12 protein-coding genes are annotated in these 13,817 nt (G+C 65.9%); 9 read left to right on the forward strand and 3 right to left on the reverse strand.

Annotation, left to right across the window (positions count from 1 at the left end):
* Window positions 1-40: 40 nt before the first annotated feature.
* Complete coding sequence (locus ASG77_RS02520) at window positions 41-256, reverse strand: hypothetical protein (RefSeq protein WP_442854229.1); 216 nt, start codon at window positions 254-256, stop codon at window positions 41-43.
* 336 nt (window positions 257-592) lie between these two features.
* Here ASG77_RS02520 and pucL point away from each other — a divergent pair, with 336 nt between their 5' ends.
* Window positions 593-1,507: a factor-independent urate hydroxylase gene (gene pucL / locus ASG77_RS02525; protein WP_181037298.1), complete on the forward strand. Its 915-nt coding sequence runs from the start codon at window positions 593-595 to the stop codon at window positions 1,505-1,507.
* 172 nt (window positions 1,508-1,679) lie between these two features.
* Entirely contained in the window at window positions 1,680-3,167 is a 1,488-nt protein-coding gene (locus ASG77_RS02530; RefSeq protein WP_056340754.1) for a nucleobase:cation symporter-2 family protein, read from the forward strand.
* Between the two features lie 77 nt (window positions 3,168-3,244).
* Here the strand turns inward: ASG77_RS02530 and ASG77_RS02535 are convergent, their stop codons facing one another.
* On the reverse strand, window positions 3,245-4,000 hold the full coding sequence (locus ASG77_RS02535; protein ID WP_056340756.1) for an IclR family transcriptional regulator: 756 nt from the start codon (window positions 3,998-4,000) through the stop codon (window positions 3,245-3,247).
* 220 nt (window positions 4,001-4,220) lie between these two features.
* On the opposite strand from ASG77_RS02535, the gene ASG77_RS02540 reads away from it, so the two are divergent.
* From ASG77_RS02540 to ASG77_RS02560, 5 genes are all read left to right on the forward strand, one after another.
* Window positions 4,221-5,615 (forward strand): NAD-dependent malic enzyme, encoded by a 1,395-nt coding sequence (locus ASG77_RS02540; protein WP_056340759.1) that lies wholly within the window; start codon window positions 4,221-4,223, stop codon window positions 5,613-5,615.
* A gap of 18 nt (window positions 5,616-5,633) precedes the next feature.
* Window positions 5,634-7,232 carry a malate synthase A gene (gene aceB, locus ASG77_RS02545; protein WP_056340762.1) on the forward strand — a complete coding sequence of 533 codons (1,599 nt, stop codon included), beginning with the start codon at window positions 5,634-5,636 and terminating at the stop codon, window positions 7,230-7,232.
* Window positions 7,233-7,235: 3 nt separating this feature from the next.
* Window positions 7,236-8,513, forward strand: a complete 1,278-nt coding sequence (locus ASG77_RS02550; protein ID WP_056340765.1) for a DUF6986 family protein — start codon at window positions 7,236-7,238, stop codon at window positions 8,511-8,513.
* A 10-nt stretch (window positions 8,514-8,523) separates the two neighbouring features.
* Window positions 8,524-9,336, forward strand: coding sequence for a bifunctional allantoicase/(S)-ureidoglycine aminohydrolase (locus tag ASG77_RS02555; protein ID WP_056341567.1), 813 nt, complete (start codon window positions 8,524-8,526; stop codon window positions 9,334-9,336).
* A gap of 221 nt (window positions 9,337-9,557) precedes the next feature.
* Complete coding sequence (locus ASG77_RS02560; protein WP_200950613.1) at window positions 9,558-11,621, forward strand: AfsR/SARP family transcriptional regulator; 2,064 nt, start codon at window positions 9,558-9,560, stop codon at window positions 11,619-11,621.
* A gap of 8 nt (window positions 11,622-11,629) precedes the next feature.
* On the opposite strand, the gene ASG77_RS02565 is transcribed toward ASG77_RS02560, so the two are convergent.
* Window positions 11,630-11,929 (reverse strand): antibiotic biosynthesis monooxygenase family protein, encoded by a 300-nt coding sequence (locus ASG77_RS02565; protein WP_056340768.1) that lies wholly within the window; start codon window positions 11,927-11,929, stop codon window positions 11,630-11,632.
* Between the two features lie 153 nt (window positions 11,930-12,082).
* On the opposite strand from ASG77_RS02565, the gene ASG77_RS02570 reads away from it, so the two are divergent.
* On the forward strand, window positions 12,083-12,838 hold the full coding sequence (locus tag ASG77_RS02570; protein ID WP_056340771.1) for an IclR family transcriptional regulator: 756 nt from the start codon (window positions 12,083-12,085) through the stop codon (window positions 12,836-12,838).
* Complete coding sequence (gene hutG, locus ASG77_RS02575) at window positions 12,835-13,785, forward strand: formimidoylglutamase (RefSeq protein WP_056340774.1); 951 nt, start codon at window positions 12,835-12,837, stop codon at window positions 13,783-13,785. Before ASG77_RS02570 ends, hutG begins: the two co-directional genes overlap by 4 nt.
* Window positions 13,786-13,817 lie beyond the last annotated feature (32 nt).

The following is a 13,817-nucleotide window of genomic DNA, read 5'->3' on the forward strand; positions in this document are numbered from 1 at the left end:
TTATGCGCGTCGCCAGCGGAGATGCGTGTCGTCAGCCTCGTTACCGGCGTTGGCCACCGAAGCCCGGCAGGCCGCTGACCCAGCGCGAGAAGCGGCCCGGAACATGCTCCCGGTCTGCCGGCAGATAGAAGTCCGGATCGGTTCCGCCTCCGAGGGGGAGGTAGAACTCCTGGACGGCGGGTGCCGCTGTGTGCTCCGGTGCGACCGGCTTTGTGTCCTGCTGGTACATCTGATCCTCCTCCGAGGTGGTTGGCATGATATTTCCGCAAGGTGGAAAAGAACTTTTGCTATGTGAAATAGCCTAGACGGCCACCGCTTGGTTCGTCAATGGCCGGGGAGGCTCTCGGTCACAATCGGAAAGTACATAACAATTCCCCGGAAGTGATGTACACCACTGGCAAGAGTGGGCTACGCTTTTTTCACTTCGTGGCGCAGGTCACGTAACCTGGGAGCAGCAGGCAGGGTCGTAATGAGCTGGCATCAATGGATGCCGGCTCTTTTTTGTTGGGTCGGCTCCACCAGAAACGCGTTGGAAATACGCGCTTAATTTCGTTGGTGGACCTTGAAGGTTCCACCTCGTAGAAGTTGGGATATGACCATGAGCAACAAAATCGTCCTCGGCGACAACCAGTACGGCAAGGCAGAAGTCCGCGTCGTCAAAGTCACCCGCGACACCGACCGCCACCAGATCGAAGACCTGAACGTCACCTCGCAGCTGCGCGGCGATTTCGAGGCTGCGCACCTCAAAGGCGACAACGCCCACGTCGTCGCCACGGACACCCAGAAGAACACCATCTACGCCTTCGCCAGGGCGGGCGTTGGCTCCCCCGAGGCCTTCCTTCTTCGCCTCAGCGAGCACTTCACGTCAGGCTTCGACTGGGTTACGGGCGGCCGCTGGGAAGCCGAGTCCTACACCTGGGACCGCATCCAGTCGCACGGCTCCGAACACGACCACAGCTTTGTCCGGAACGGGCAGGAAGTCCGTACCGCCGTCGTGGTCCGGGACGGCAACACCACGCATCTGATCTCCGGGCTCAAGGACCTGACCGTCCTGAAGACCACCCAGTCCGGCTTTGTGGGCTACCCGCGAGACAAGTACACCACCCTGCCCGAGACCACGGACCGCATCCTGGCCACGGATGTTTCCGCCCGCTGGCGCTACAGCACGGGCCTGGACCACACGGCCACGGACTTCAACAAGAGCTACGAGGACATCAAGGCCCTGCTGCTTGAGGGCTTCACGGAGAACTACTCCCACGCCCTGCAGCAGACCCTGTTCGACATGGGCAAGAAGGTCCTGGAAGCACACGGCGAAGTGGACGAGATCAAGTTCTCGATGCCCAACAAGCACCACTTCCTGGTTGACCTCAGCCCGTTCGGGCTCGACAACCCCAACGAGGTCTTCTTCGCCGCGGACCGCCCCTACGGCCTGATCGAGGCCACGGTCCAGCGCGAAAACTCAGGCACGGCCCCTGCCGCCTGGAACGGCATCGCCGGCTTCTGCTGATCCACCTGCCACCCCGCCCCGGCCTCGGAGTTTTTTGTCCACTTAAAGCGATTTCAGGACCCTTAAACCCGCTGTATCTGCCCAAAAACTCCGGGGCCGGGCACCAACATTCCCTAGAGCCAGACCACGTTAGCCAGACAAAGACGTCTGCCATGAACCAAGAAAGTCTGCCGTGAACTTCAAGAAGAAATCCCGCCCCGCGTCGACCAGTTCCGCGGCCCGCCCCGAGGACAAGCGCCTCTCCATCGGAAGCACGTTCGCGTACGGCTTCCAGCACGTTTTGACCATGTACGGCGGCATCATCGCCCCGCCGCTCATCATCGGAGCGGCGGCCGGCATGTCCGCCACGGACATCGGCCTGCTCATCGCGGCCTGCCTGTTTGTGGGCGGCCTCGCCACCATCCTGCAGACCGTGGGCATCCCGTTCTTCGGATCGCAACTGCCGCTGGTACAGGGTGTCTCGTTCGCCGGCGTCTCCACCATGGTGGCGATCGTGCAGGGCGGCGGCGGCATCCAGGCCGTCTTCGGCTCGGTGATTGTGGCGTCCCTGATCGGCCTGGCCATCACGCCCCTCTTCTCCAAGATCATCAAGTTCTTCCCGCCCGTGGTCACCGGCACGGTCATCACCACGATCGGCCTGACGCTGATGCCGGTCGCCGCCAACTGGGCCATGGGCGGCAACGCCAAGGCCGAGAACTACGGGAGCGTGGCCAACATCGGCCTCGCCGCGGCCACCATGGGCATCGTCCTGCTGCTGAGCAAGGTGGGCAACGCCGCCATCTCCCGCCTGTCCATCCTGCTGGCCATGGTGATCGGCACCGTGATCGCGCTGTTCACGGGCATGGCGGATTTCTCCAAAGTGGGCCAGGGCGACGTTGTTGCCTTCCCCACGCCGTTCGCCTTTGGCATGCCGACCTTTGAGATTGCGGCGATCATTTCGATGCTGATTGTCATCCTGGTGACGCTCACCGAGACCTCGGCGGACATCATCGCCGTCGGCGAGATCGTGGACACCAAGGTGGACTCACGCCGCATCGGCGATGGCCTGCGGGCGGACATGCTGTCAAGCGCCATCTCGCCGCTTTTCAATTCGTTTACGCAGAGCGCCTTTGCCCAGAACGTGGGACTCGTGGCGATCACGGGCATCAAGAGCCGCTTCGTGGTGAGTGCCGGCGGGCTCATCCTGGTGATCCTGGGCCTGCTGCCCATCCTTGGCCGGGTGGTCGCAGCGGTTCCGACACCCGTCCTGGGCGGCGCCGGCGTCGTACTCTTTGGAACGGTGGCCGCCAGCGGCATCCGCACGCTCGCCAAGGTGGAGTACAAAAACAACATGAACCTGGTCATCGTGGCCGCCTCCATTGGCTTTGGCATGATCCCGATTGCGGCCCCGAAGTTCTACGACCAGTTCCCGTCCTGGTTCTCCACGATCTTCCACTCGGGCATCAGCTCGGCCGCCGTCATGGCCATCCTGCTGAACCTGCTTTTCAACCACCTAAAGGCCGGAAACTCGGACAACCAGTCAGTGTTTGTGGCCGGCACCGCGCGGGCGGTCACCGAGGCTGACCTGAAATGCCTGGCCGACGGCGACCGTTACGAGGGCGGCAAGCTCATCGACGCAGAGGGCAAGGAAGTCCCGCTCAAGACGTCCGCGGAGCACTAACCCCGTCCAAATGACAGTTGACGGCAGTGTTCCAACGTGAACACTGCCGTCATCTGCCACCTCGCGGGGAGGGAAACTCAGTTCTGGTTGAGTTCCGCCGAGATGGCCATCGCGGCCTGGCGCAGCAGCGGCACGGCACGGTCGGCGAAGCTCTGGTCCACGCGGCTGATCGGCCCGGAGACCGAGATGGCGGCAGGGGTGGGTGCGTTGGGCACGGCCATCGCGAAGCAGCGCACGCCGAGCTCCTGCTCTTCCTCGTCAATGGAGTAGCCGCGTTCACGGATCAGCTTGAGATCGGCAAGGAGGGCATCAATGTCGCCGATGCTCTTGGCCGTGGGGGTGGGCATGCCGGTGCGGGCCACGATGCCGCGCACCACCTCGTCGTCGAGCTGGGCCAGGATCGCCTTGCCGACTCCGGTGTCGTGCGTGTGGGCGCGGCGGCCCACCTCAGTGAACATGCGCATGGAGTGCATGGACGGCACCTGGGCCACGTAGATGACCATGTCCGAGTCCAGCACGGCCATGTTGGAGGTTTCGCCGAGGCGGTCCACGAGGTTCTTCAGCTGCGGGCGGGCCACGGCTCCAAGCTGCTTGCTGGCGGCTTCGCCAAGCCGGATCAGCCGGGGACCCAGTGCGTAACGGCGGTTGGGCAGCTGGCGGATGTAGCCAAGCGAGACCAACGTGCGCAGCAGGCGGTGGATGGTGGGCAGGGGCAGATCCGTGGAGGAGGAGAGCTCGCTGAGCGTCACGTCACCGCCCGCGTCTGTGATGAGTTCCAGCAGTTCGAAGACGCGCTCGACGGACTGCACGCCTCCGGAGGCTTTTTCAGCCATTCCGTTGTCTCCTATGGCTCAGATTCTGACATCTCTTATCCACATCGTGAAAAAAGATGCTTAGAACACTCAACATACAGCACAACCCGGCCCCAGGCGATGTCCCCAAACATGACCGCCAGGGGGTTGCATTTCCACTTTGCAGATAATAATATCCATAATACGAAAACATTCGGTTGCACGAGCGGTCCGGGAACGGACCCAACGAGGAGGAAATTCAATGGCGAACCCGAGCCCCGGAAATTCGATCACCCTGCGCGTCGCGGCGCCGTCGAGCTTCACCGCCACGAGTGAGCTCGCTGCCGCCGTTGGCGCGGCCGGCGCGGCCATCACGGCGCTTGACGTCACGGAATCCCACCACGACACCCTGGTTGTGGATGTCACCTGCAACACCACCGACGACGACCACGCCGCACGCGTCAAGGACGCCCTGAACGCGCTCGACGGCGTCACGGTCCAGCACGTCTCGGACCGCACCTTCCTGATGCACCTCGGCGGCAAGCTCGAGGTGGTCCCCAAGGTGGCCCTGCGCAACCGCGACGATCTTTCCCGCGCCTACACGCCCGGCGTCGCCCGCGTCTGCCTGGCCATCGCGGAGGACCCGTCGGCCGCCCGCAACCTGACCGTCAAGCGCAACACCATCGCCGTCCTCACCGATGGATCGGCCGTCCTGGGCCTGGGCAACATCGGCCCCGCCGCGGCACTGCCCGTCATGGAGGGCAAGGCCGCCCTGTTCAAGCAGTTCGCCAACGTCGACGCCTGGCCGGTTTGCCTGGACACCCAGGACACCGAGGAAATCATCATGATCGCCAAGGCCATGGCGCCCGTCTACGGCGGCATCAACCTTGAGGACATCGCAGCGCCGCGCTGCTTTGAAATTGAGAAGCGCCTGCGCGATGAACTCGACATCCCCGTCTTCCACGACGACCAGCACGGTACGGCGATCGTCACCCTGGCAGCTCTCCACAACGCCCTGCGGGTAGTGGACAAGAAGCTCTCCGAGGTCCGCATTGTTGTCTCCGGCGTCGGCGCCGCAGGCTCGGCCATCATCCAGCTCCTCAAGGCCCAGGGCGCGCAGCACATCGTTGCCGCCGGCCGCTCCGGCGCCATCCACTCGGGCGAGCAGTACGACGACGAGCACCGCGCCTGGATTGCCGCGAACACCAACGAGGAAGGCTTCTCCGGAACGCTGCACGAGGCCATGGCCGGTGCCGACGTCTTCATCGGTGTCAGCGCTCCGCACGTGATCGGCGAAGAGCAGGTCGCCGCCATGGCTGAGAATGCGATCGTCTTCGCCATGGCCAACCCGACCCCGGAGATCGACCCTGTCATTGCGTCCAAGCACGCCGCCGTAGTGGCCACGGGCCGCAGCGATTTCCCCAACCAGATCAACAACGTGCTGGCCTTCCCGGGCTTCTTCCGGGGCCTGCTCGACGCCGGCGCGAGCGACATCACGCCGGAGATGCTGGTGGCCGCCGCAGACGCCATTGCCAACCGGGTAGCTGACGACGAGCTCAACGCGAGCTACATTATCCCCAGCGTCTTCGATCCTCATGTAGCCGCCGATGTGGCTGCCGCAGTGGCGGGCGCCGCTCACGCCGCCCGCGCTCTCTAGAAAAAAGGACTTACGAATATGGCTATCACTGTTACAGACCGCCAGCCGGTCGCCCGCGCCGAAGAGATCCTCACCCCGAAAGCACTGGCCTTCGTCGAGGAGCTCCACAGGCGCTTCGCCGGCACGCGCAACGAGCTGCTCGAGGCCCGCCAGGCCAAGCGCGACGGCGTCGCCCGCACCAGCCGCCTGGACTTCCTCCCGGAGACGCAGGAAATCCGCGACGGCGACTGGACGGTCGCCGAGGCGCCCGCCGCGCTGCAGGACCGCCGCGTCGAAATGACCGGCCCGGCCACCCCGGCCAAGATGGCCATCAACGCCCTGAACTCCGGCGCCAAGGTATGGCTGGCGGACCTCGAGGACGCCAGCACGCCCACGTGGCCCAACGTCATCGACGCCATCCTGAACCTGCGCGACGCCGCAACCGGCACCCTGGCCTACACCTCGCCCGATGGCAAGGAATACACGCTCCGCACCGACGCTCCGCTCGCCGTCGTCGTGGCCCGTCCGCGTGGCTGGCACATGCCGGAAAGGCACCTGCTGATCGACGGCGAACCCGCCGTGGGTGCGCTGGTGGACTTCGGCCTGCACTTCTTCCACACCGCCAAGCAGCTGCTGCTCAACGGGCACGGCCCGTACTACTACCTGCCCAAGATGGAATCGCACCTCGAGGCCCGCCTCTGGAACGAGGTGTTCGTGTTCGCGCAGGACTTCCTCGGAATCCCCCAGGGCAGCGTCCGCGCCACCATGCTGATCGAAACCATCCCGGCCGCGTTCGAAATGGACGAGTTCCTCTACGAACTGCGGGACCACGCCTCGGGCCTCAACGCCGGCCGCTGGGACTACCTGTTCAGCATCATCAAGTACTTCCGCGACGCCGGCGAGGAATTTGTGCTCCCGGACCGCGCCTCGGTGGTCATGACTGCTCCGTTCATGCGGGCCTACACCGAGCTGCTGGTGCAGACCTGCCACAAGCGCGGCGCCTTCGCCATGGGCGGCATGGCCGCCGTCATCCCCAACCGCCGCCACCCCGAAGTCACCGAAGCAGCCTTCGCCAAGGTCCGCGCGGACAAGACCCGCGAGGCCAAAGACGGGTTCGACGGCTCCTGGGTGGCCCACCCGGATCTGGTCCCCACCTGCCGCGAGGTGTTCGACGCCGTCCTCGGCGAGCGCCCCAACCAGCTGGACAAGCAGCGCCCCGAAGTTTCGGTCACCGCTGACCAGCTGATCGACATCGCCTCGGCTGACGGACAGGTCACCGAAGGCGGGCTGCGGCTGAACCTGTATGTCGCCGTCGCCTATACCGCCGTCTGGCTCTCCGGCAACGGCGCCGTTGCCATCCACAACCTCATGGAGGACGCCGCCACCGCCGAGATCTCCCGCTCGCAGGTATGGCAGCAGATCCGCAACAAGTCCGTCCTCGCCGACACGGGAAACACCGTCACCCGCGAACTGGTCGAAAAGATCCTGGGCGAGGAAACGGAACGGCTCCGGACCGAATTCGGCGACGAGGCGTTCCGCCTGTACTACCAGCCGGCCAGCAAGCTGATCGCCGAGATCTGCCTGTCCGAGGACTACACGGATTTCCTCACCACTCCGGCCTACGAACTGGTGGGCTGAGTCATGGCGGTCTCCCCCACGCCGTCGCTCTCCGCGGCGGACCTCGCCGCCATCGACACACAGCTGGCCGCCACCGACCAGCTGCTGGAACGTAATTACCCGGGCGACGACGGCACTCGCCAGCCCGTGCACACCGTGTACGTTCCGGCGGACCGTTTCACGCCGTCGTTCGCTGCCGACTGGGGTGCCGAGGCGCTCACGACGGCAGAGGCGCACGGCGGGCTCGAGAAGCTCGGGGCGTTGCTGGGCCAGGAGTCGGAGCTCGCTGCCGCCGTCGCCGTACGGGTCGGCGCCAAGCTGCACACGGAACCGATCGAGGACCTGCGCCTCGATTTCGAGGACGGCTTCGGCGACCGCGGCGATGAGGCAGAGGACCTGGCAGCGGTTGGGGCTGCCAACGCGGTGGCCGCGGCAGTTGCCGCCGGCACCGCGCCGCCGTTCATCGGCATCCGCTTCAAGTGCTTCGAGTCGCCCACCCGTGCCCGCGGCCTGAAGACCCTTGACCTGTTTGTCTCCACGCTCGCGCAGGCCGGCGAACTTCCTGCCGGGCTCATCCTGACCCTGCCCAAGGTCAGTACCGTGGCCCAGGTCCAGGCGATGGACTTCGCAGTGTCCCGGCTGGAGGAGGTCCACGGGCTTCCCGCCGGCCGGCTCCGCTTCGAGGTGCAGGTGGAAACGCCGCAGCTGATCCTCGGGCCGGAAGGCACCTCCCCGATGGCGCAGTTGCCGCACGTGGTTCCGGGACGCATCAGCGCCCTGCACTACGGCACCTACGACTACTCCGCGTCGCTGCAGATCTCGGCCGAGTACCAGTCCATGGAGCACCCGGTGGCGGACTTCGCCAAGGAAGTCATGCAGCTGGCCGTCGCCGGCACGGGCATCCGGCTGTCCGACGGTTCCACCAACATCATCCCGGTGGGCGACGCCGTCGAGGATGCCTGGAAGCTGCACGGACGGCTCGTCCGCCGTTCGCTGGAGCGCGGCTACTACCAGGGCTGGGACCTGCATGCCGCGCAGCTGCCCAGCCGTTTCGCCGCCACGTATGCGTTCTACCGCGAGGGGCTCCCGGCCGCCGCGGCGCGCCTCCGCAACTATGTCGAACGCACCGAAGGCGGGGTCATGGACGAACCCGCCACCGCACGTGCCCTGGCCGCTTTCGTCCTGCGCGGCGTCCAGTGCGGCGCGGTGGGGACCGAAGAGGTCCAGGCGCTCGCCGGCGTCGAACCTTCCCAGCTGACCGCACTGGCGCACCCGCGGCTGGCACACACCACTTCGAAGTAAGGATCCAATGATGGGCAAGTACTACTACCCCCAGGGCGGGCTGCCGCCGCAGACGCACCTCACCACGGAGCGGGCCATCGTCACGGAGGCCTACACGGTCATCCCCAAGGGCGTTATGACCGACATCGTGACCAGCACCCTGCCGGGTTTCTCCAACACCCGCTCCTGGATCCTGGCCCGCCCGATCTCCGGGTTTGCCACCACGTTCTCGCAGCTGATCGTGGAGATCGGCCCCGGCGGCGGTGCCCCCAAGGCCGAGTTTGAGCCCGGTGTTGAAGGCGTCGTCTTTGTCACCAAGGGCAAGGTCAACCTGACCCTCGACGGCGAACTCCACCAGCTTGAGGAAGGCGGCTACGCGTACCTGGCCGCCGGTTCCACCTGGGGCCTGGAGAACGTCTCGGACGACATTGTCTCCTTCCAATGGATCCGCAAGGCCTACGAGCGGCTCGAAGGTTACGAGGCCAAGTCCTTCGTCACCAGTGATGCCGAGGTGGAGCCCACCGCCATGCCGGACACCAACGGCGCCTGGAAGACCACCCGCTTCACGGATTCCAGCGACCTGGCCCACGACATGCAGGTCAACATTGTGACGTTCCAGCCGGGCGGGGTCATCCCGTTCCCGGAGACCCACGTCATGGAGCACGGCCTGTACGTCCTGGAGGGCAAGGCCATGTACCTGCTCAACAACGACTGGGTTGAGGTGGAGGCCGGCGACTTTATGTGGCTGCGCGCCTTCTGCCCGCAGGCCTGCTACGCCGGCGGTCCCGGCGAGTTCCGTTACCTGCTGTACAAGGACATGAACCGCCAGATCAAGCTAACCTAGGCTGCCTCGGGCGGGCTTAAACACAACGTACGACGGCGGCGCGCTTCAGTGCCGCCGTCGTCGTTCGTACCAGCGGCTCGGCAGCTAGGCGGGTCCTTTCCCGATCCGCCGCCGAAGGCTCGCAGCCGGCCCTGTCATTGACAGCGTGGTGGTGGGATTCTGGAAGCGTGACGGCGTTGGTCGAGGGCGAGGTTCGAATTCGGTTGCTTGGCGGCTTCCGCGTGTCGGTGGGTTCGCGGGACATCCCGGATGGCGAGTGGCGTTTGCGTAAGGCCAAGGCCGTGGTCAAACTTCTGGCGTTGGCACCGGGTCACCGGTTGCAGCGGGAGCAGGTGCTGGATTATCTGTGGCCCGGGTTGGACCCGGATGCGGCCGGCGGTCAGCTTCGCAAGGTGGTCCACGAGGCCCGCCTCGTCTTGGATCCGAGTCTGTCGGCATTGGACCGATACCTCATCTCGGGCGAGCAGCTCCGGCTGGACCGTGAGTCGACGTGGGTGGATGTTGAGGCGTTCGAGGCTGCGGCTTTGCGGGCACGCCGGACCGGCGACCCGGCCGCGTATGCGGCTGCGATCGGACTGTACGACGGGGATCTCCTGCCGGAGGACCGATATGAGGACTGGGCAATAACCAGGGAGGGGTCGCTCCGGTCGGATTTCCTCGCTCTGCTGGTGGAACAGGCACGCTTGTTGGAGGCCCGCGCCAACTTCGACGGCGCCGTATCGGCACTGCGGCGGGTCATTGCAGCTGACCCCGTCCACGAGGAGGCAGGTGCCGCGTTGATGCGGGTGCACGCTCTGGCGGGCCGGCGACACGAGGCGATGCAGGAACACGAGCGCCTGCGCGCAGCGCTGGACCAGGAACTAGGCATCGAGCCAGACCCTGCTACGGAACGGCTGTTCGAGCAGATCCGCTCAGGCCTGTCGTCGGAGCCTGAGCTGGCCAGCGAGTTGTTGGAGCAGGTCGGTGGCCTGCGGTTGGTGTCGGGCGATTTTCAGGGTGCGGTCGCAGCGTTCGTTGCGGCGATTGCGCGCCTGCGCGGTTCCAGCGCCAATCACCGGTCGGCCCGGCTGCACCGCAAAGCCGCGCAGGCCCACCTTATGATGCAGGACGCGGCTGCCGCGGAGAGTCACTTACGGGCGGCCGAGGGCCTGCTGGCAGGCAGGAAAGACGAGGCCGAGAAGGCGCGGGTTATGGAGGCGCGCGCGAATTGGCTGTGGTCCGTGGGGCGCTACGACGAAGCACAATCCGCAGCGGAGGCTAGCCTGGCGGCGGCCGCGGTCCACGGAACCGGCGAGGACATCGCCGCGGTGCAGGAAACACTCGCCATCATCTGTCATATGCGCGGAGCATGGCGGCCTGGTCTTCAGGCCGAGATCGAGCGGCTGGGTGATGTGGGCGACGAGGATCCGCGGCTGGGAAGGATCTTCGAATTCCATTGCTGCATAGGTGAATACCATCTGTATGGGGACGGACTGTGCGAGACGGTCGAAGACTATGCCCGCGGCACGCTGGCGCTGGCCATCGACCGGGGTGCGCGCCACGCTCAGGCGTTCGCCTGGTGCCTGCTCGGGGAATCACTCCTGTTGCAGGGGCGCTGGGATGAGGCCGCGGGGTGCCTGGAGCGCAGCACTGAGTTGTACGCTGAGCTCGATGCCCGTTCCGGTGCGCTGCCTTGGCAGCGGCTCGCCGAACTCGCGGTAATGCGAGGCGATAGCATCGCGGCGGCGACGTACCTTCGTCACGGGATGGCGATCGCCGTGGTGTCGCCCTTGGCCCGGCACGCGTGGGGCCGGCTCTATGCGACAGCGGCGTTGGACGCGCTGGAGCGCCGCGATCCGGCCGAGGCAGTCCGCGTAGTCCGGTCCGCGGCGGCGACAGCGGCGCGCTACGGCGAATGTCCGACGTGCACGGCCCTGCTGTATCCGATGGCGGCCGAAGCGTTCGCTGCGCTCGGCGACAGGGCGGGCGCAACCGTATTCGCCCAGGCGGCCGAGCGGGTTGGGCACTCCTTCCAAAGTTCGGCGTGGACTGCCATGGCCGAGTCTGCCCGCGGTTCCCTGGCGCTGACCGACGCGGACGCGGGCGGGGCACGCGAACGGTTCCTATCCGCGGCGAGCCTCTACGAAAGGGCCCATCAGCCTTTCTGGTCCGCCCGCTGCCGGCTGCAGGCCGCTTTGGCCGGCGCGGGCGGGTCGGCTGACCGGCACCTGCTGGACGACTCTGCCATTGCGTTCGAGCAACTCGGCGCGATGCGGGCGCTCGCGGCCGCGCGCCGGGCAACCTGACTCAGAACTTACACGGTCGCTACCCGGTCGAAATCAGCACCGCTCATGTGCTCGCACAGCGCAACGCAGGCATCGAAGTGGGTCATGAAACCCGGGTTCTGCTTCCACGCGTCCCGGGACGCCTCGTCGGTCCACTCCGCGAACGAAACATAATGACCAGGGATACGTCGGTCACGAATGAGGTTCGCCACCAGGATCGACGGGTAGTTCGCCCGGGACCACTGAAGGAACTCGGTCCACCGGTCTATGAATTCCTGCTCGCTGCCCTGCTTCACCTGCCAGGTTCCTGAGGCATAGTGGTCTGCCATTGTTCTCACCTCCTTTCAGATTTTTCACTTAACGGTAGGTCGCGACCGTTCCCCAAGCGTTCCCCGGGTCATTCCCACCCGGCGGAAAGTAAATTCCCATTTAATGGGAACTTATTAAGGCCGTCTGTGATGCCAGCCACTAACGTCGCTCTTATGCATACAGATCCGAGCCATTCCGTGATATCGGAAGGCAACGCCTCACGGTTCGTCGACATCCTGCTCGAATTCGCGCGGCACCGGACCCTGACTGCAGCCCAGATAAGCAAAACAACGGGCATCCCCGCCAGCGCCGTGTACCGGCACCTGGCACTGCTGGTGCAGTCCGGGCTGGTGGCGCAGACCAGGCGCCGAGGCCAGTACAGCGCCGGCCCGGAAACCCTGCGCCTCGCCGCCAACTTCCACCAGGAAGCCATGGTCAAGGGCCGCATCTCGGAGCAGCTACAGCTGCTCTCAGACGAAACCCAGGAGCTGGCCGCGTATCTGGTGGTCCGCGGTGCGGAGGCACTGTGCGTGGATGCCATCGAAGGCCCTCAGATGCTGCGCTGCAGCTATTCGCCGGGCCGCTCGCTTCCCCTGCTGAAGGGCGCCAGCGCCATGGCCCTGCTGGCGCACCTGGACCCCCAGGAGCAGAGCAGGATCGTGGCCGGGCTCGGACTGGGCGCGGAGGACGCAGACAACCTGAACCACGAGCTCCAGATCGTCCAGGGCCGCGGCTTCGGCCTCAGCTACGGGGCGGTGGATGCGGGCGTCTGGGGCGTCAGTTTCCCCGTGTTCGACGACGGCGGCCGGCTTTTGGGTGCCGTCAGCACCATGGCTCCGGCGGACCGTGCGGTCCGGCGCGAAAAGCAACTCATAGCAAGCACCCGTGACGCCGCATTGGCGCTCGGACACGGAGAGGGATCACGATGACCAACCCCACCATCCAGCACACGTGGACGGGCCGCGACGACGGTCCCGGCCCCGAGCACCGGCGCTGGCACCACGCAGTGAACACGGCCCAGGCCGGCATCACGGGAATCGCCATCCTTGGATTCCGCAGCGATGAAGGTGTCCGCCGGAACAAAGGCCGGGTCGGCGCCGTCGACGGTCCCGCAAGCATCCGCTCCGCCCTGGCACCCATGGCGGCACCGGCGGAACTCCTGGTCCATGACCTTGGCGACACCGCCGTGGTGGACGGAAACCTCGAGGACGGCCAGGAGCGTCTCGGCGCGGCCGTCCGCCAGGCCCTGGACGCGGGCCACCTGCCCATCATCCTGGGCGGCGGCCACGAAACCGCCTTTGGCACGTACACGGGCCTCCGCGCCAGCCAGGTCACCGATGGACGCCGGATCGGCATCATCAACCTGGACGCGCATTTCGATCTCCGGGCGGAGGCCATCCCGTCCTCTGGCACGCCGTTCCGGCAGGTGGCCGAGGCCGAGCGTGCCCTGGGCCACGGGTTCAGCTACACGGTGGTGGGCATCAGCCAGCCCGGCAACACCGAGGCCCTGTTCCAGACAGCTCGGGAGCTTGGCGTCAAATACCTCCTGGACGAGGAATGCACCGAGTCCAGGACCGAGCAGGTCCGGCAGTTCACGCAGGACTTCATGGATTCCGTGGACGTGGTCTACCTGACCATCGACCTCGACGTCCTCCCCGCGTACGTCGCTCCCGGTGTCAGCGCGCCGGCGTCGTACGGGGTTCCCCTCTCCGTCGTCTTGGACGTATGCCGTCAACTGGCGCGCTCCCCCAAGCTCGCCGCCGTCGACGTCGTCGAACTGAACCCCAGGTTCGACATCGACTCCCGCACGGCACGCACGGCCGCACGCCTCATCCACACGATCGCCACAGAGCGATCCGGGCACCGGCATGCGTAGCCGGAAGCCCGCCTCCCCTCCCCAGAAACGAG

Origin of the sequence: Arthrobacter sp. Soil762, from assembly GCF_001428335.1 — a bacterium.
Lineage (GTDB): Bacteria > Actinomycetota > Actinomycetes > Actinomycetales > Micrococcaceae > Arthrobacter.

What these genes read in the sequence shown, in the direction of transcription:
- hutG (WP_056340774.1), top strand. Translation starts at nt 12,835, where the DNA reads ATGACCAACCCCACCATCCAGCACACGTGGACGGGCCGCGACGACGGT.
- ASG77_RS02570 (WP_056340771.1), top strand. Translation starts at nt 12,083, where the DNA reads ATGCATACAGATCCGAGCCATTCCGTGATATCGGAAGGCAACGCCTCA.
- aceB (WP_056340762.1), top strand. Translation starts at nt 5,634, where the DNA reads ATGGCTATCACTGTTACAGACCGCCAGCCGGTCGCCCGCGCCGAAGAG.
- pucL (WP_181037298.1), top strand. Translation starts at nt 593, where the DNA reads ATGACCATGAGCAACAAAATCGTCCTCGGCGACAACCAGTACGGCAAG.
- ASG77_RS02540 (WP_056340759.1), top strand. Translation starts at nt 4,221, where the DNA reads ATGGCGAACCCGAGCCCCGGAAATTCGATCACCCTGCGCGTCGCGGCG.
- ASG77_RS02555 (WP_056341567.1), top strand. Translation starts at nt 8,524, where the DNA reads ATGGGCAAGTACTACTACCCCCAGGGCGGGCTGCCGCCGCAGACGCAC.
- ASG77_RS02535 (WP_056340756.1), bottom strand. Translation starts at nt 4,000, where the DNA reads ATGGCTGAAAAAGCCTCCGGAGGCGTGCAGTCCGTCGAGCGCGTCTTC.
- ASG77_RS02565 (WP_056340768.1), bottom strand. Translation starts at nt 11,929, where the DNA reads ATGGCAGACCACTATGCCTCAGGAACCTGGCAGGTGAAGCAGGGCAGC.
- ASG77_RS02520 (WP_442854229.1), bottom strand. Translation starts at nt 256, where the DNA reads ATGCCAACCACCTCGGAGGAGGATCAGATGTACCAGCAGGACACAAAG.
- ASG77_RS02550 (WP_056340765.1), top strand. Translation starts at nt 7,236, where the DNA reads ATGGCGGTCTCCCCCACGCCGTCGCTCTCCGCGGCGGACCTCGCCGCC.